Source organism: Mycobacterium sp. NGS35 (assembly GCF_059812855.1).
On the sequence record NZ_JCALDL010000001.1, the window covers coordinates 369,587 to 385,757 of the forward strand.

The 16,171-nt window shown below is 67.8% G+C and carries 17 protein-coding genes; 2 read left to right on the plus strand and 15 right to left on the minus strand.

Annotated features, from left to right (window positions below; genetic code table 11):
- Positions 1-32: 32 nt before the first annotated feature.
- Positions 33-818, minus strand: a complete 786-nt coding sequence (locus AC5Y4C_RS01835) for a hypothetical protein (protein ID WP_499964198.1) — start codon at positions 816-818, stop codon at positions 33-35.
- Positions 819-1,169: 351 nt separating this feature from the next.
- Here AC5Y4C_RS01835 and AC5Y4C_RS01840 point away from each other — a divergent pair, with 351 nt between their 5' ends.
- Complete coding sequence (locus AC5Y4C_RS01840; protein ID WP_499911406.1) at positions 1,170-1,460, plus strand: WhiB family transcriptional regulator; 291 nt, start codon at positions 1,170-1,172, stop codon at positions 1,458-1,460.
- Positions 1,461-1,467: 7 nt separating this feature from the next.
- On the opposite strand, the gene AC5Y4C_RS01845 is transcribed toward AC5Y4C_RS01840, so the two are convergent.
- The 3 genes from AC5Y4C_RS01845 to AC5Y4C_RS01855 form a co-directional block, all read right to left on the minus strand.
- Positions 1,468-2,217 (minus strand): SDR family oxidoreductase, encoded by a 750-nt coding sequence (locus AC5Y4C_RS01845; protein ID WP_499964200.1) that lies wholly within the window; start codon positions 2,215-2,217, stop codon positions 1,468-1,470.
- A gap of 383 nt (positions 2,218-2,600) precedes the next feature.
- Positions 2,601-2,918: a DMT family transporter gene (locus AC5Y4C_RS01850; protein WP_499964202.1), complete on the minus strand. Its 318-nt coding sequence runs from the start codon at positions 2,916-2,918 to the stop codon at positions 2,601-2,603.
- A 272-nt stretch (positions 2,919-3,190) separates the two neighbouring features.
- On the minus strand, positions 3,191-4,063 hold the full coding sequence (locus tag AC5Y4C_RS01855) for a hypothetical protein (RefSeq protein WP_499964204.1): 873 nt from the start codon (positions 4,061-4,063) through the stop codon (positions 3,191-3,193).
- A gap of 270 nt (positions 4,064-4,333) precedes the next feature.
- Between AC5Y4C_RS01855 and AC5Y4C_RS01860 the strand changes: the two genes are divergently transcribed.
- Complete coding sequence (locus tag AC5Y4C_RS01860; protein WP_499964206.1) at positions 4,334-5,326, plus strand: MOSC domain-containing protein; 993 nt, start codon at positions 4,334-4,336, stop codon at positions 5,324-5,326.
- Positions 5,327-5,369: 43 nt separating this feature from the next.
- On the opposite strand, the gene AC5Y4C_RS01865 is transcribed toward AC5Y4C_RS01860, so the two are convergent.
- The 11 genes from AC5Y4C_RS01865 to AC5Y4C_RS01915 form a co-directional block, all read right to left on the minus strand.
- The gene (locus tag AC5Y4C_RS01865) at positions 5,370-5,993 is read right to left on the minus strand and encodes an Ltp family lipoprotein (RefSeq protein WP_499964208.1); all 624 of its coding nucleotides are present in this window, start codon (positions 5,991-5,993) and stop codon (positions 5,370-5,372) included.
- Positions 5,994-6,172: 179 nt separating this feature from the next.
- Complete coding sequence (gene groL, locus AC5Y4C_RS01870; RefSeq protein ID WP_499964209.1) at positions 6,173-7,795, minus strand: chaperonin GroEL; 1,623 nt, start codon at positions 7,793-7,795, stop codon at positions 6,173-6,175.
- Between the two features lie 77 nt (positions 7,796-7,872).
- Positions 7,873-8,175: a co-chaperone GroES gene (gene groES, locus AC5Y4C_RS01875; protein WP_156687331.1), complete on the minus strand. Its 303-nt coding sequence runs from the start codon at positions 8,173-8,175 to the stop codon at positions 7,873-7,875.
- Positions 8,176-8,347: 172 nt separating this feature from the next.
- A complete protein-coding gene (tsaD, locus tag AC5Y4C_RS01880; protein ID WP_499950317.1) occupies positions 8,348-9,373 on the minus strand; it encodes a tRNA (adenosine(37)-N6)-threonylcarbamoyltransferase complex transferase subunit TsaD in 1,026 nt (341 codons plus the stop codon).
- Positions 9,370-9,849, minus strand: coding sequence for a ribosomal protein S18-alanine N-acetyltransferase (gene rimI, locus AC5Y4C_RS01885; RefSeq protein ID WP_499911388.1), 480 nt, complete (start codon positions 9,847-9,849; stop codon positions 9,370-9,372). Before rimI ends, tsaD begins: the two co-directional genes overlap by 4 nt.
- Positions 9,846-10,475, minus strand: coding sequence for a tRNA (adenosine(37)-N6)-threonylcarbamoyltransferase complex dimerization subunit type 1 TsaB (gene tsaB, locus AC5Y4C_RS01890; protein WP_499950321.1), 630 nt, complete (start codon positions 10,473-10,475; stop codon positions 9,846-9,848). Before tsaB ends, rimI begins: the two co-directional genes overlap by 4 nt.
- Complete coding sequence (tsaE, locus tag AC5Y4C_RS01895; RefSeq protein WP_499964211.1) at positions 10,472-10,924, minus strand: tRNA (adenosine(37)-N6)-threonylcarbamoyltransferase complex ATPase subunit type 1 TsaE; 453 nt, start codon at positions 10,922-10,924, stop codon at positions 10,472-10,474. Before tsaE ends, tsaB begins: the two co-directional genes overlap by 4 nt.
- Positions 10,917-11,921 (minus strand): alpha/beta fold hydrolase, encoded by a 1,005-nt coding sequence (locus AC5Y4C_RS01900; protein ID WP_499964274.1) that lies wholly within the window; start codon positions 11,919-11,921, stop codon positions 10,917-10,919. The genes tsaE and AC5Y4C_RS01900 overlap by 8 nt, the downstream gene beginning before the upstream one ends.
- A 199-nt stretch (positions 11,922-12,120) precedes the next feature.
- The gene (gene alr / locus AC5Y4C_RS01905; RefSeq protein WP_499964213.1) at positions 12,121-13,284 is read right to left on the minus strand and encodes an alanine racemase; all 1,164 of its coding nucleotides are present in this window, start codon (positions 13,282-13,284) and stop codon (positions 12,121-12,123) included.
- Between the two features lie 64 nt (positions 13,285-13,348).
- On the minus strand, positions 13,349-14,731 hold the full coding sequence (gene gad, locus AC5Y4C_RS01910) for a glutamate decarboxylase (protein ID WP_499964214.1): 1,383 nt from the start codon (positions 14,729-14,731) through the stop codon (positions 13,349-13,351).
- Between the two features lie 14 nt (positions 14,732-14,745).
- The gene (locus AC5Y4C_RS01915; RefSeq protein WP_499964216.1) at positions 14,746-16,167 is read right to left on the minus strand and encodes an NAD(P)H-hydrate dehydratase; all 1,422 of its coding nucleotides are present in this window, start codon (positions 16,165-16,167) and stop codon (positions 14,746-14,748) included.
- Positions 16,168-16,171: the final 4 nt, after the last annotated feature.

The following is a 16,171-nucleotide window of genomic DNA, read 5'->3' on the forward strand; positions in this document are numbered from 1 at the left end:
CGACAATAACGATCCAACAACGTTCGACCGCTTCAGCGACGCCAAACCCCACCGGCGCGGCGCACGAAGGCAGCGCAGTCGTCGCGGATCGCGACCATGTCGGCCCGTGGGACGGTATCGCCGCCGATATCCGCGAGCAAACTTGCCACCGCCCACCGCAGCGGCACGAGCTTGAATTCGCCTGTCGCGGTGAGGGCCTCGACGGCGACGGTGCGCGCGTGCGGTATCCGGCCGGCGCTGCAGAGCGCGGCGGCATGCACGATCTGGGTTTTCACGCGGTGGCGCACCGACGGTAGAGCGGACGCCAACTCGACAGCGTGCTGGGCGTGCTCGACGGCCTGCGCACCGTGTCCGCGGGCCATCGCCAACTCGGCGGCCACCCACTGCCAGCGCAACGGCAACCGGGCCGGCAGCGACGGTCCGTTGAGCGCGTCCGCGGCCCGGTCGAGCAGCGCTGCCGAGGCGGCGAACCGGCCGACGCCCAATGCGTCGGCGGCCAGCCCGAGCAGGGCGTCGACGCGCGCTTGTGGATCGCTGCCGGCAAGCGCCAGCGCCCGGCCATCCCAAGCCCGGGCCTCCCGGTGCCCGCCGAGCTGGCGGATGAACGACGCCTGGGTGCTGTGCACCAGCGAGGCCAGCGGGCCGCTCGAGACGTCACGGCGCAGGGCCGCCAGGTCAGCCGTTGCGCTGCCGTAGTGGCCCTGGCCGCCGGAGGCGACGGCACGCAGCCAGCGGTCGTGGGGCGTGGTGGCAGCGGGCAGCGGCCAGCGACTCGGGTGGTCGCCGAATGCCGCCGCGGTCAGCACGGGATCGCTCATGCGTGGTTAACAGTTTGTGGTCGAAGTGTTAACACCGTGTCAACTGCCTGCCCGCCGAGTGGAATGCCGCCGCGACACAGCCGTGAGCCCAACAGCACAAATCTGTCGACGGGCACTTCCTGCGTTGTCGTGGATAGCACGGCGTTGGTTGTTGTTGGGTCGCAATGATGAACGTGATGTAAATTCTGGGCCTGCTGTTATGCAGTTGCGCACACTACGTAGCTATTGACGCGCTTTTGTAAGCACCCCTACCTTGTCAGCACGAGTGGTCATCGGCGACATGTCTCGATCGTTTCGCACCCGAGCGTCCAGTGAAGCTTCGCGAATTGGACTCGGCGAGAGGGGTTTTCCATGCCGCAGCCGCAACAGCTACCCGGACCCAACGCAGACATCTGGGACTGGCAGATGCACGGCCTGTGCCGGGGCGTTGACTCGTCGATGTTCTTCCACCCGGACGGCGAACGTGGCCGCGCGCGGGCGCAACGCGAAATGCGAGCCAAAGAGATGTGCCGCCGCTGCCCCGTGATCGCGCAGTGCCGGGCGCACGCGCTGTCGGTCGGAGAGCCCTACGGCATTTGGGGCGGACTTTCGGAAACCGAGCGGGAACTGTTGCTGAAACGCGGGATCCGCCGCAGCGCCTGACGATCCGCTAGCGCGCGCCGGCTGCCAGCCACTGGTCGAATGTCGTCGGGGCGATGCGAGCGTTCTCACCCGGCAGCAGGACACTGCCGGCCATCGACTCGTCGAACGGACCGGCCCAGGTGGGTACCAGCTTGACCGCGCGGCCTCGAACGTCGTTGGTGCGTCGCGCCATGTCGACGAGGTCTTGGGTCTCTGGACCGGCGACGTCGACGTGGCGCCCCTGCGGTCTGCCGACGGCGACCTCGGCCAACACCTCGGCGATGTCGTCGGGCGCGATCGGCTGCACCAGAAGCGGAGCGATCGTCGCCACTCCGTCGTGTTCGGTCCAGCTACACACCATCGCCGCGAAGTCGTGAAACTGCGTCGCCGGCACGATGGTCCACGGCACAGGCCCTTCTTCGACCAACCGCTCTTGCTCGCGCTTGCCCGCGTAGTGCGCACTGCCGCCCTCGATTCGGTGAATCCCGACGATCGACAGCAGGACGTGGTGCCGCACACCTGTCCGCTCTTCGGCGCCGAGAAGATTCCGCGTGGTCGTGCCGAAGTAATTGCGGGTTTCCTCGATGCTCATCGGCGGGGCGCTGATGGCATCGACCACGGCATCGACCCGTTCGAGCGCCGAGTCCAGCCCTTCACCGGTCATCAGGTCGACCCCAAGGGCGCGACTGATCCGGACGACCTCGTGCCCCTGCCGCTCGAGAACCGCGGCAGTCCGGGCACCGATGTTGCCGGTTCCTCCGGCGACAGCAACTCGCATGATGCACCTCCGCTGACACGCTAACGGAGCTCTCGGCTGCGAGTGGACGCCGTCCGCCGGGCTGGTCTGGTCACGCTCGACCGCCTGGTCAACGTGCTCGGAAGTTACGGGGTCCGCCTGCGGTTCTGCCCGATACCGCGGTCCACCGAATTGCGCAGCGTCGTCATGCACGAACACAGCGGAGGCCGGGCCGTCGTCGGATTTGTTCGCCCTCGCCGACGGTCGGGCCGATGCGACCGGCGGTGCGGTGATTATCGAGGACCGCCTCTCACGGGTACTGGCCTACTCGTGACCGGGAGCATGCCGACTCAGCGCGGGTGCGGTCGGTCGTGAATTGCCAAGCGCCGCAACGATTTCTTTTGCGCGACAGATCATCGCGCTAATCAGTGACTGACGACTTTGAGGCCGACGACGCAGCCGATGGTTGCGAGAATGAGAACGACCTTGATCACCGAGGCCGGCTCTTCGCCCGTCAGCATCGAGTAGGCGACGGTGAGTAATGCGCCGATCCCCACCCAGATCGCGTAACTCGTGCCTAGCGGCAGTTGACGCAGCGCGGTCGCGAGGCCGATCATCGACAACACCAACGCCGCGACGAACACCACCGACGGCACAAGACGGCTGAATCCTTCCGACTTGTCCAGGGCGACCGCCCAGACCGCTTCCATCACACCGGACAGCACGAGGATCACCCAAGCCATCTCATCCTCCGAACGCATACCGCCGCAGGACGACAACGCGCAGCCGTCCGGTTGTCCGGTACCGGCAACCGGTTCCGAGGCTACTTACGCCACGCTGGAACGTGACATACATAGCAACCTACAAGCGCTGCGTGAGCTCAACCCGTGCGCCGAATCAGCCACTGATCAACCCTCAGGCGTCTCCCGAATTGCCTTGCAGCGCTGGGAGTCCGACGGACGAGCAAGCCACGCGGAGCTGGACCGTCACGTGACGACCACTGTTGCCACTCCAGCTACGACGTCGACACCGACTTGCCGATGTCCCCGCAAGCAATCGGTGCGACCAAGGGCGTCGGCGGGCTGTTCGACGGGATCTGAGCCGACGACCCGACTTGCACTTTGAGATACCACCCGCCTGAGGAAGGCGGCGGCTGGTCGACGTCTTGCACGACCGTGGTCTGGTAGGCGGTGCCGTTGGGTGAGGCGACCAAATCGGTCAGTGGGTACTTCACCGCGCCCTGGGCCGCACACGTGCCCTGCCCGATGCTCTGAGCGTGGACGCTGCCCGGCGCCACGCCGCTCAGGGCCGTGGCCACGATCAACGTCTTGTTGCCCGCGTTGTACGTCAGGTTCGCCCAGCCCTCGGGCCGTTGGCCCACGGGCGCCACGTTGAGATCGGCCGTCACGACGGCGGCGTTGATGTCTGCGCAGGCGAACGGCGCGGCGCTCACGTCGGCGGGACCGGCGGGCTCCGCACCTGCCACCGGGCGCACAGTGAACGTCGTGCCGGGAAGCAGCCCTGCCGGGGCAGGCTTCTCACCGACGACGGTGGTGCTGAGGGTTCCGCCGCTGTCGGCGCTCACGGCCGGAAACGGGACTGTCACATCGCCGATCGCGGCGCAGGTGCCTTTGTGGATCTCGGCCGCGTACAAGGCCTTCGGCACGAATCCGGCGATCTGAAGCTTGGCGGTGACTTTGCGGCTTTGCCGATCCCAGCTGAGCGTTGCCGTGCCGCTCGGCTGGTAGGCCAGGTTGACCTTGACGCGCGACGCTTCACCGGGCGCCATCGGCCGCGACGACTGCATCAGCCGAGGGTTGCAGCCCGCGACGGATACGGCGATCAGCGCGGCACCCGCGACGGCCCTTAGGACGCCCCACTTGCTCATGCTCACCATCATGGAACTGCGCACTCGACAGCCCCACTTGGGCTTGTGCCGGTCGATGAGATCACCAGCCACCCCCTTGTCCTGGGTGAACGGTAACTCGCGGTTGCGGCAAATGGTTCGCGGGCAGACCACACACGTCGATTACGTGATGGTGCAGTCATCCAGTTGATACGAAACACCCCCGGGCCGTGACGCGACTGGGCGCGCAAAAGTATCCTCAGCGACCGTCAGCGCGCCGAAATCCCAGTGCGTAGTGCCTAATGTATGGGGATGGCGGTCGGCGAGGTGGCCCAACTCTGGCGTTATCCGGTCAAGTCTCTGGGCGGTGAACAGGTCGAACAAGCGGAGGTCGGCCCTCGCGGAGTGCGAGGCGATCGGCTCTGGGCTGTGCGAGACCTGCAACGCGACATCACTGCGTCGGCGCGCCGTTTGCCCGCGCTGTTGACCGCCACGGCCCGCTATCCCCGCACCGTTCCGGCCGACGCCGGCCCAGGGAACGTGCCCGACGTCGACATCACTTTCCCCGACGGTACGGTGCTGTCCAGCAGCGACTCCGAGGTGCACGCGAAGCTGTCGGAGTTGGCCGGCCGGGAGGTGCGGTTGACGGCACTGCCCCCGGCAGACGACACGAGCTTGCATCGGCTGCGCCGCGACCACCGGACGGACGGCCTGTCGGCTACTTCGCTGCGCTCGGACTTCGGCGTTGCCGACGGTGACAAGCTCCCTGACCTGTCGATGATCCCGATGGCCGACCTTCTGACCCTCGGCCGTTACTCCACACCGCCGGGAACATTCGTCGACCTGGCGCCGGTGCATGTGCTGTCGACGACGAGCTTGGCAACCATCGGCGCGGAGGTCGGCGACGAACTCGACGTTCGCCGTTTCCGGCCCAATGTGTTTGTGGCCGTGGAGGATTCGGACGACGAGCTCCCCGAGACGCAGTGGGTCGGGGCGCACCTCGTGTTCGGCGACGTCACCCTGAACGTCTCGATGCCGACGGTGCGCTGCGTCGTTCCCAGTCGCGCGCAACCGGGTCTCGACGTCAATCGGCAAGTCACCCGGGCGGTAGCCGCGAGGGCCCAGCGGTGCCTCGGTGTGTACTGCAGTGTCGAGCGCACGGGCACGGTGAGAGTGGGAGATCGATTCACCGTCCGCGCTGTCGCTTCGTCGCGGCCACGGCGATTGCTAAACGATGCCGCCCGGCGCACGAAGCGGTTCGCATTCGCACTTGCGACGGCGGCTGCGGACCGGCTGTCCCGCTAGCAGCGGCTGCGTTAGAGAGCGAGCAAGCCCAATTGCCTCGACTTCAGGCTCCGTATGCCGTGTCGGCACCGTACTGAGCCTCGCTAGAAGTGAAACCGTCGAACTGCAGTTGGTCAATCAGACCTTGCTTGGAGAACGAGGTGTAGCCGAGGTAGCTCTTGGCCTTCTTGACTGCCTGCTCATTCCAGTTCACGCTTCCATCTGACTCGAGATGTTCGACGGCGAAGGTAGCGTCTTCCGTGCTGAAATGGTCGAACTCCAGTTGCTTGATCAGCCCTTGCTTGGAGAACGCGGTGTACCCCAGGTAGCTCTTGGCCTTCGCAATTGCGTTGTTTTGACCAGGAGTGAAGTCGGGCTTAGCGGTGGTTGGGGTTTCAGCTGGCGTGGGCGCGATGTTCACAGCCCTAGTCGTGGTGGCACTCGTGGAAGAAGACGAAGTTTTCTCGCCGTTGCCGATGGAGCCGAGGACGATCAACGCCAAGACTGCCGCTCCTACGCCTATGCCGATCTTCAGTCCTGTGGACATGCCCCGCTTTGCGGGTTGGCCGCTGCCATGTGGCGGCGCAGCGAACGGGGCGTAGTTCTCGGTCCACGCTTTGCCGTCGAAGTACCGCTGGCGGCTCGGATCAGATGGATCGGGATACCAACCCGCGGTTGGCTGCGTCATAGAGTCCCCCCTCGCTGGTTTGCTGCCCTATCTTCAGGCGGGGCAAAGCATACCCACAGCATCCGACAAGCTAAGGAGCGCTCCCAGCAATCCCTTATTGCCTAACGAGACACGGGATCAACCCAGCCCAAACGAGAAACACCCCCGGCCTAGACGACCGGGGGCGCTCCTGTCAGTCGCTAGTGGTGGTGATGACCGTGGCCGTGGCCGTGGTCGTCGGCCTCCTCGGCCGGCTTCTCCACAACCGCCGTCTCGGTCGTCAGCACCATGCGTGCCACCGATGCCGCGTTGAGCACCGCCGAGCGCGTCACCTTGACCGGATCGACGACGCCTTCAGCGACCAAGTCGCCATAGGACAGCGTCGCGGCGTTGAAGCCTTGGCCCTTCGGCAGCTCCGCAACCTTGTTCACCACTACGGAGCCGTCCAGGCCGGCGTTCGTCGCGATCCAGTACAGCGGCGCAGACAGCGCGTCGGCGAACACGTCGACACCCAGCGCCTGGTCACCAGACAGGCTGGACCGCAGCTCGTCGAGGGCGCCCCGCGACTGCACCAGTGCAGAACCGCCACCGGCGACGATGCCCTCCTCGACGGCCGCCTTGGCCGCCGCGACCGCGTCCTCGACGCTCTCCTTGCGCTCTTTGAGCGCGGTCTCCGTCGCGGCGCCGACCTTGATCACCGCCACGCCGCCGGACAGCTTGGCCAACCGCTCCTGGAGCTTCTCGCGGTCCCAGTCGGAGTCAGTGGTCTCGATCTCGGACTTGAGCTGCTTGGCCCGCGCCTCGATGGCCTCTTGACTGCCGCCCCCGTCGACGATCGTCGTGGTGTCCTTGGTAACGACGATGCGCCGCGCGGTGCCCAGCACCTCCAGGCCGACCTCACGCAGCAGCAGGCCGACGTCGGGGTTGACCACCTGGCCGCCGGTCACGATCGCGAGGTCTTCGAGGAACGCCTTGCGGCGGTCGCCGAAGAACGGCGCCTTGACCGCCACGGCCTTGAGCGTCTTACGGATCGCATTGACCACCAGCGTCGACAGCGCCTCACCCTCGACGTCCTCGGCGATGATCAGCAGCGGCTTGCCGGCCTGCGCGACCTTCTCCAGCAGCGGCAGCAGGTCGGGCAGCGAGCTGATCTTCTCGCGGTGCAACAGCACGTAGGCGTCTTCCAGCACCGCTTCCATCGCGTCGAAGTCGGTGATGAAGTAGGCCGACAGGAAACCCTTGTCGAACTGCACACCGTCGGTGATCTCCAACTCGGTGCTCATCGTCGACGACTCCTCGACGGTGACGACCCCGTCGTGGCCGACCGTGGTCATCGCCTCGGCGACCATCTCGCCGATCTCCTCGTCGCGCGACGAGACCGTGGCCACCTGCGCGATCGCGTTCTTCTCGGTCACCGGAATGGCCGTCGCGAGCAGCGCCTCCGAGATCGCGTCGGCCGCCTTGCCGATGCCGGCGCCCAGCGCGATCGGGTTCGCGCCCGCCGCGACAAGTCGCAATCCGCCTTTCACGAGTGCCTGCGCCAGCACGGTCGCCGTCGTGGTGCCGTCGCCGGCGACGTCGTTGGTCTTGGTGGCCACTGACTTGACCAGCTGCGCGCCGAGGTTTTCGAACGGGTCTTCCAGGTCGATCTCGCGGGCGATGGTCACGCCGTCGTTGGTGACCGTCGGGCCGCCGAACGCCTTGGCGAGCACCACGTGGCGGCCGCGGGGCCCGAGCGTCACCCGGACGGCGTCGGCGAGCTTGTCGACCCCGGATTCCATTGCCCGGCGCGCGGTTTCGCTGTACTCAATCTGTTTGCTCATCTGAGTTCCTGTCTAGCGCGCACCGCCCCGGTAATCCGCCGCGGTGTGCGGTGGATCGCCGGGGCGGACACGGGTGATTACTTGTTGACGACGGCCAGCACGTCGCGGGCCGACAGGATCAGGTACTCCTCGCCGTTGTACTTGATCTCGGTGCCGCCGTACTTGCTGTAGATCACGGTGTCACCCTCGGAGACGTCCAGCGGAATCCTCTTCTCGCCGTCCTCATCCCAGCGGCCGGGACCAACGGCGACGACGGTGCCTTCCTGCGGCTTCTCCTTCGCGGTGTCAGGAATGACCAGACCGGATGCGGTCGTGGTCTCGGCCTCGTTGGCCTGGACGAGGATCTTGTCCTCGAGTGGCTTGATGTTCACCTTCGCCACGATGTGAGCCCTCCACTTATCTGGGTGCGGCCCGGCTTGTTCCGGGCATTCGGCATTACAGGTTTCGGCATGCGCCACCGCCGTTGCGCCGTCGTCGCGGGTGCCGACCCAAAGAGCAGCGCGCCTGCCACCTAGCACTCTATACATGAGAGTGCTAGCACTCAAGCACGTCCTAGAACACTTGCGACGTGACCACCGGCAGCCCCGGATCGGCGGCTGCGGTCAGCGCCGACGGGCGCGCCCCGGCGGCGATCAGATGCGCCGCCAGCGACGCGATCATCGCACCGTTGTCCGTGCAGAGCCGCGGTCGCGGCACGCGAAGCACCAGTCCGGCTGCCGCACAACGAAACTCGGCGAGCTCACGCAGTCGCGAATTTGCCGCCACCCCACCGGCGATCAGCAACGTGCCGACGCCGAGGTCGGTCGCAGCACGCACCGCCTTCGCGGTCAGCACGTCGGCCACCGCCTCCTGGAAACCGGCGGCCACGTCGGCGGCCACGTAATCCGGATTGCGGTGCAGATACCGCGCCACCGCGGTCTTGAGGCCCGAGAAACTGAACGAGTAGGGGTCGTCGCGCGGCCCCGTCATGCCGCGCGGAAACACCACCGCCTCCCGGTTCCCGGTGCGGGCCAGCTCGTCGAGCACCCGGCCACCCGGATAACCCAGCCCTAACAGGCGGGCCACCTTGTCGTAAGCCTCGCCCGCCGCGTCGTCGACGGTCGCCCCCAACTCGATCACCGGCTCCCCCAGCGACCGCAGATGCAGCAGGTTCGTATGCCCGCCTGACACCAGCAGACCCACGCATTCCGGCAGCGGACCGTGCTCGTAGACGTCGGCGGCGAGGTGCCCGCCGAGGTGGTTGACCGCGTAGAAGGGCACGTCCCACGCCGCGGCGTAGGCCTTCGCCGCCGCGACACCGACCAGAAGCGCGCCGGCCAGTCCCGGGCCGATCGTGGCGGCGACGGCGTCGGGCCTGTCGATTCCGGCCGATGCGAGTGCGCGGCGCATCGTCGGCCCGAGCGCTTCCAGATGCGCGCGTGAGGCCACCTCGGGCACCACGCCGCCGAAGCGGGCGTGTTCGTCGACGCTGGAGGCCACCTCGTCGGCGAGCAGCCTGACATCGCCGTGGGGGCCGACCTCGGCGATGCCGACGCCGGTCTCGTCGCAGGAGGTCTCGATGGCAAGAACAGTCGTCATCTCGGTTGTCTCCCTACTGAAGTCGGGTGACGATCCCGTTTCATGGTGTACGCGTCCGCGCCGCTGACCCGGTAATAGCGTTTGCGCAGTCCGACTTCGACGAACCCGGCACTGCGGTAGAGCTCGATGGCGCGGGTGTTGTCGGTGCGCACCTCGAGGTAGACGGCACCGCCGTGGGCGTACTCGAGCAGCGCGTCGAGCAACTGCCGACCGATGCCCTGCCCCTGAAACGCCGGATCGACCCCGATGGTGTGGATCTCGTACTCGTACGGCGGAAGCAGGCCCAGTCGTGCAATACCGGCGTAGCCGACCAGTTTGTCGGCAGACCGCGCGGCGACGTAGCGGTTGTGCCGGCCCTTGAGCTCAGCGATGAAAGCTGTTGCGGGCCAAGGGTCATCGCCCTCGAACAGCTGGGCCTCCAACTCTGCGCAGCGGGCCGCGTCCGCGGGGGTCAGTTCGTCGATCGTCACCGTCATCGCGGCACCGCCGCTTCGCGTTCAGCCAGAGTCTTCGCGTCGGGGCGCCGAAGGTACAACGGCACCAGAGGTTGGGGTTGCGCGGTCAAGTCGGCGACCGCGCGCACCAGCCCGACCGGCGTCGGATACGTCGCGTCGAGCCGCGGCAGCGGGAACAGCTCCGCGTGGTCCGGCGAGCCCGCCACCGCGGCAGCGCCCTGGTATGGCACGTCGGACGGCGCGCTGACCGCGGGACCTTGGGTGCGAACGCCGTCGCGGTAGCGCGCCCAGTACACCTCGCGCCGACGCGCATCGGTGACCACCAGAACGTCGCCCGTGGTGCAGACCCCCACAGCGTCGAGGCTGCAGACGCCGTAGACGGGGATGTCCAGCGCGTGTCCGAGCGCGGCAGCGGTCGCCATGCCCACCCTCAGGCCGGTGAACGGGCCCGGGCCGCAGCCGACGACCACCGCGTCGAGGTCGGCCATAGACAGTGCTGAATCAGCAAGCACCGCAACGATATTGGGCGTCAACGTCTCGGCGTGGGCGCGCGCGTCGACGGTCACCCGCTCTGCAAGCAGACTTCCGTCCCGCACCACTCCGGCCGTCACCGCGGGGGTCGCGGTGTCTATCGCCAGCGCGATCATGGCTGACTCCACTGCCAAGTCGCGGTCCGTACGTCGGAGTCGTCGTCGTAGTGAAGGCGGACGTCGAGGTGGCGGTCGGAGAGTCGTTCGGCCAGCCCTTCACCCCATTCGACGACGACCACCGCGTCGGCGAGGTCGGTGTCGAGATCGAGTGAGTCCAGTTCGGCGAGCAAATCAGTGGCGTCTTCGAGCAGCCGGTACATGTCCACGTGCACCATCGCCGGCGCTCCCGCACGCCGGGCCGGATGCACCCGCGCCAGCACGAACGTCGGCGAAATCACCGCACCGTCGACGTCCATTGCGTGCGCGATTCCCTTGGCCAGCACTGTCTTTCCGGCCCCCAATGGCCCGGAGAGCACCACCACGTCGCCGGCGCGCAACTCAGCCCCCAGCCGAGCGCCCAGCTTGAACGTATCCTCTGCCGTAGGCAGCCGCTCCGAATCAGCCACTGCGGCGCACCTTTTCGCGCACCTTCCGGGCCAGCCTCACCAACTTGGAGGGCGTGGCCCGCTCCACCAGCCGCACCAGCGCGTCGTCGATGATGTCCGGCTGCTCCAGCTGCACCAGGTGGCCGGCACCGGACACCACCACCAGCTCACACTTCGGCAAGGCCGCCGCCATCTCGCGCGAATTACCCACTGGCGTCAACAGATCACGGTCGCCGCACGCGACCAGCGTAGGGACCTTCGCGACCACGCGCAGGGCGGCTGCTTCGTCGTGCACTTCCAGCGCGTGCAGGAACTCGACCATGGTGTCGATCGGGGTGTCGTGGATCATCTTCTCGGAGAACGCCACCACGGTAGGGCTGACCTGCTCGTCGCCGTAGGAGGCTGCACGCAGGATGGGCCGGATCAGTGCCCGCGCCGAGCCGCGGGCCCGCAGAACGAGTTTGGGCGAATAGCGGGCAGCGAACCGCACGGCTTCCAGCGCAGGGTTCTTGAGGATCTCGCCCAGCGGTGACCGCGACACCCCCTCGGCTGCCGAGGAGATCAGCGCGACGCCGACCACCCGGGTGCCGTAATGCTGCGGGAACTGTCGCGCGTGCGACAGCACCGTCATTCCGCCCATGGAGTGGCCGACCAGCACGACGGGCCCACTCGGAACCGTCACGCTCAGTACGGTCTCCAGGTCCCGGCCCAACTGCTCGACGGTGTAGGTTTCCACCGGCGCCCGCCCCGACTGGCCGTGCCCGCGCTGGTCGTAGAACACCATGCGAACCTGATCGCCCCACTCCTGTTCGAGACGGGCTCGCTGGAAGTGAAAGGCGCCCATACACATACAGAAGCCGTGGGCGAAGACCACCGTCAGCGGTGCATCGGGCGGGCCCACCTCTCGAACCGCCAACGGCACCCCGTCGAGCGTGGTGACGACGCTGCCGCGGTCCGCGTCGAGCAGCGTGAAATCCTCAGCGGCGTGCGGATCGTCGACCGGAGGGTGCTTGCCCATCGAGCGGGCAGCCGACACCCCTGCGACGGCGCCCACGGCAGCCAGTCCGGTGACACCCGCCAGCCACCGGGCATCCTTGAAGCGTCTGCGCTGCGGCTGTTCTCCGCTCGCCAAGCGGGCGAGTTTCTCGGCGTTCTTCGCAGCCGTCTTCGCGAGCCGCTCGTCGAGGCTGCGCTTGGTGCGGCCCTCGGAAGCGTTGTCAGCCAACGGTTTCACCCTCACGGTAGACGCGGACGACGCGGCCACGCGGACTCGTCACTACCTCGTAGTGGATGGTGTCCAGCAGGTCGGCCCACTCTTGAGCGGTCGGCTCTCCCGACATGCCCGGCCCGAACAGGATCGCGACGTCACCTTCCCGCACGCTGGTTTCCTCCGGACCGAGATCGACGACGAACTGGTCCATGCAGACTCGGCCGACGCTGCGTCGGCGCCGGCCGTTGATCAGTACGTCGAACCTGCCGCTGAGCCTGCGGTACACGCCGTCGGCGTAGCCGATCGGAATCAGCGCCAGCGTGGTGTCCCGCTCGGCGATCCACGTGTGCCCGTACGACACACCCTCTCCAGCGCGCACCGGCTTCACCAGTGCGACAGGGCATTTGAGCGTCATCGCGGGAATCAAACCCATCTGCCCGCGCTCGGGCAGTGGACTGAGCCCGTACACCGCGATGCCCGGCCGGATCATGTCGTAGGCCAGGTCGGGTCGCGACATCGCGGCCGGCGAGTTCGACAGGTGCGCGATCTCGTAGCGCACGCCGGCCGACCGCGCTTGCGCCAGCATGTCCGAGAAACGTTGCGCTTGATGGTCATTGGTGGGGTGTTCGGGGTCGTCGGCGTGGACCAGATGCGACATCAGCCCTCGCACCCGCACCGACTCGTCGGCCTGCGCGCGCAGCAGCGCGTCGAGCATCGCCGGATACTCCGCGGCGCTCACCCCGTTGCGGTTCAGCCCAGTGTCGATCTTGACCGTCAGCACCGCCGTGATCCCAGTGCGTTCGACGGCGTCGAGCAGCTCACGAAGCTGCCGCACCGATGAGACCGCGATCTGGACGTCGGCGGCCAGCGCCGGGGCGAAATCGGTGCCCGGGGCATGCAGCCAGGCCAGGATCGGCGCGGTGATCCCGTCGGCGCGCAGGGCCAGCGCCTCGTCGATCGTGGCAACCCCCAGCTCGGCGGCACCTGCGGCCAGTGCCGCCCGGGCCACGGGGGTGGCGCCGTGGCCGTAGCCGTCGGCTTTCACCACGGCCATGACCTGAGCGGAGCCGGCGTGTTCACACAGGACGCGCACGTTGTTGGCGATCGCGTCGAGGTCGACGACGGCCTCGGGCGCTGGCGTCGACGTCGTGCTGGGCGGGATCGTGTGCATGCTGGCACCGATTGTCCCAGAATCCGGGGAGCGCACGGTCGACGCCGCGAGCGCGGGCTCAGGCTCAGTGCGCGAAGTGCTGCTGGTCGTCGAACGCGCCGCCGGGCTTCAGCTCGTCCATGTGGCCGATCACCTTCGCCAGGTCTTCGTACAGCGAACGCGCCAGATCGGCCGAGAATCCTTCGCGGACCACGACGCGCAGCACGGACACGGTCTCGGCGCCTTCCGGCATGGTGTAGGCGGGTACCTGCCAGCCGTACGCGCGAAGCCCGGCGGAGACGTCGAACTCGGTGTACCCGAAGTCGCCCGACAGCCGGAACGCCACCACCGGAATCGCCGAGCCGTCGGAGATCACCTCGAAGTGCTTGGTTGCCTCCAGTCTGTCGGCAAACCACCGCGCCGTCGTCTGCAGAGCACCCATGACCTGCCCGTAGCCGCCGCGACCCAGCCGCAGGAAGTTGTAATACTGGCCGACCACCTGGTTGCCCGGCCGGGAGAAGTTCAGCGTGAAGGTCGGCATGTCGCCACCGAGGTAGTTGACCCGGAACACCAGGTCGTCGGGTAGGCAGTCGGCGTTGCGCCACACCACGAACCCGATCCCCGGGTAGGTCAGCCCGTACTTGTGGCCGCTGACGTTGATCGAGACCACCCGGGGCAGCCGGAAATCCCACTCGAGATCGGGGTGCAGGAACGGGACGACGAAGCCGCCGCTGGCCGCGTCGACGTGCACCGGTACATCGTGACCGCCGCCCTTTGCCAGCTCGTCCAGCGCCGCGCAGATCTCGGCGATCGGCTCCAATTCGCCGGTGTAGGTGGTCCCCAGGATCGCGACCACGCCGATGGTGTCCTCGTCGACGGCCTCGAGCACCTGCTCGGGGGTGATGGTGTAGCGGCCCTCGGCCATCGGTAGGTACCGCGGCTCGACCTCGAAGTAGCGGCAGAACTTCTCCCAGACCACCTGCACGTTCGAGCCCATCACCAGGTTGGGGGTGCGCGTGCGCCAGCCGTCTCCCGCGCGTTGTTTCCACCGCCATTTCAGCGCCAGGCCGCCGAGCATCACCGCCTCGCTCGAGCCGATCGTCGACACGCCGACCGCGCTGAACGGGTCGTCGTCGCGCAGGTTCTCGGCATGGAACAGGTCGGCGACCATACACACGCAGCGCTGCTCGATCGCCGCGGTCGCCGGATATTCGTCCTTGTCGATCATGTTCTTGTCGAACGTCTCGGCCATCAGCTTCTCGGCCTGCGGGTCCATCCACGTCGTGACGAACGTCGCCAGGTTCAGCCGCGAACTGCCGTCGAGCATCAGCTCGTCGTGGATGAACCGGTACGCCGCTTCGGGGTCCATCGGGTCGTCCGGCAAGCGCAGCGACGGGATCGGCGTGCATGCCAGCCGGCCGGTGTAAGCCGGGGCAATCGACGGCGAGGGATGCGAAACACGCGGCACGGCAGAACCTTTCGTTACAAAGCGGCGACGGCTGAGCGGATGTGGGCCAGGATCCGCGACGCCGACGTGGGCGCCGGCGCCGGACCCGGGTCGGCGGCCGAGAGGTTCGCGGCGCGGGCGTGGACGAACGCGGCCGTGGCGGCGGCCTCGGCGGCGGGCAGCCCGTGGGCCAGCAGCGCACCGATCATCCCCGACAACACGTCGCCGGAGCCTGCGGTGGCCGCCCATGCCGCGCCCGCCGAGTTGAGGTAGACCGGGCCGCCCGGCTCGGCGATCACGGTGACATAGCCCTTCAGCAGCACGGTGGCGCCGAACCGCTCCGCGAGCCGGCGGGTGGCGCCGACACGGTCGTCGCCGGGGGGTTCGCCTGCGAGGCGGGCGAATTCGCCGGCGTGAGGAGTGAGGACAGTCGGCGCCTTACGATTCGTGACGGCCTCGGGGTGGTCGGCCAGGATCGTCAGCGCATCGGCGTCGACGATCACGGGCAGCTCCGTGTTCAGCGCGAACCACAGCGCACCGGCGCCGGCGTCACCGGTGCCGATACCCGGCCCGACCACCCACGACTGCACCCGGCCGGCAGCTTCGGCGGTGGCTGTGGCGATCACCTCCGGCCAGTGCGAAAGCACTTGTGCCGCAGCACTTCCCGCATACCGGACCATGCCTGAGGTGGCAGCGACGGCAGCACCCGTGCACAGCACGGCAGCACCGGGATACGTGGCGGACCCTGCAAGAATTCCGGTGACACCCTGGGTGTACTTGTCGTCATTGCGGTGCGGCACCGGCCAGCGTGTCCGCGCGTCGTCGGCCTCGAAGCCGAGCACGTCCGTCGGCGGCAGATCCAGTCCGATGTCGACGAGTTCGACACGCCCGCAATCGCCCAGAGCGTGCACAGGTTTGAGTCCGCCGAACGTGACGGTCAGCGCCGCGTGGACGTGCGGGCCGGTTGTCGCGCCGGTGTAGACGTCGACGCCGCTGGGGATGTCGACAGCCACCACGGGGATGCCGGCGTCGTCGACCGCGGCGAACACCTCGGCGGCCGCCGGCCGCAGCGGCCCGGAGCCGGAGATGCCGACCACCCCGTCGATCACGAGATCGGTTGCGGCGGGGACGGTTTCGACGATGCGGCCGCCGGCTCGCAGGAAGGCCGCTAAACCCTTCTTGTGCGCCTTGTCGGGGTTGAGCAGCACCGCCGCGGCCGTTACTCCCCGGCGGAGCAAAAACGTCGACGCCCACAGCGCGTCGCCGCCGTTGTCTCCTGAGCCGACGACCGCGCAGATCTTTCGGCCCGCGACGCCGCCGGTACGGGTCCGCAGCTCCCGAGCGACCGCCACCGACAGCGGATAGGCGGCGCGGCGCATCAGCGCACCCTCGGGCAGGCTGGCCAGCAACGGGGCCTCGGCGGCGCGGATCGCCTCGACGGTGTAGTAGTGCCGCATCAGC

What these genes read in the sequence shown, in the direction of transcription:
- AC5Y4C_RS01835 (WP_499964198.1), bottom strand. Translation starts at nt 818, where the DNA reads ATGAGCGATCCCGTGCTGACCGCGGCGGCATTCGGCGACCACCCGAGT.
- AC5Y4C_RS01840 (WP_499911406.1), top strand. Translation starts at nt 1,170, where the DNA reads ATGCCGCAGCCGCAACAGCTACCCGGACCCAACGCAGACATCTGGGAC.
- AC5Y4C_RS01845 (WP_499964200.1), bottom strand. Translation starts at nt 2,217, where the DNA reads ATGCGAGTTGCTGTCGCCGGAGGAACCGGCAACATCGGTGCCCGGACT.
- AC5Y4C_RS01850 (WP_499964202.1), bottom strand. Translation starts at nt 2,918, where the DNA reads ATGGCTTGGGTGATCCTCGTGCTGTCCGGTGTGATGGAAGCGGTCTGG.
- AC5Y4C_RS01855 (WP_499964204.1), bottom strand. Translation starts at nt 4,063, where the DNA reads ATGAGCAAGTGGGGCGTCCTAAGGGCCGTCGCGGGTGCCGCGCTGATC.
- AC5Y4C_RS01860 (WP_499964206.1), top strand. Translation starts at nt 4,334, where the DNA reads ATGGCGGTCGGCGAGGTGGCCCAACTCTGGCGTTATCCGGTCAAGTCT.
- AC5Y4C_RS01865 (WP_499964208.1), bottom strand. Translation starts at nt 5,993, where the DNA reads ATGACGCAGCCAACCGCGGGTTGGTATCCCGATCCATCTGATCCGAGC.
- groL (WP_499964209.1), bottom strand. Translation starts at nt 7,795, where the DNA reads ATGAGCAAACAGATTGAGTACAGCGAAACCGCGCGCCGGGCAATGGAA.
- tsaD (WP_499950317.1), bottom strand. Translation starts at nt 9,373, where the DNA reads ATGACGACTGTTCTTGCCATCGAGACCTCCTGCGACGAGACCGGCGTC.
- rimI (WP_499911388.1), bottom strand. Translation starts at nt 9,849, where the DNA reads ATGACGGTGACGATCGACGAACTGACCCCCGCGGACGCGGCCCGCTGC.
- tsaB (WP_499950321.1), bottom strand. Translation starts at nt 10,475, where the DNA reads ATGATCGCGCTGGCGATAGACACCGCGACCCCCGCGGTGACGGCCGGA.
- AC5Y4C_RS01900 (WP_499964274.1), bottom strand. Translation starts at nt 11,921, where the DNA reads ATGGGCAAGCACCCTCCGGTCGACGATCCGCACGCCGCTGAGGATTTC.
- alr (WP_499964213.1), bottom strand. Translation starts at nt 13,284, where the DNA reads ATGCACACGATCCCGCCCAGCACGACGTCGACGCCAGCGCCCGAGGCC.
- AC5Y4C_RS01915 (WP_499964216.1), bottom strand. Translation starts at nt 16,167, where the DNA reads ATGCGGCACTACTACACCGTCGAGGCGATCCGCGCCGCCGAGGCCCCG.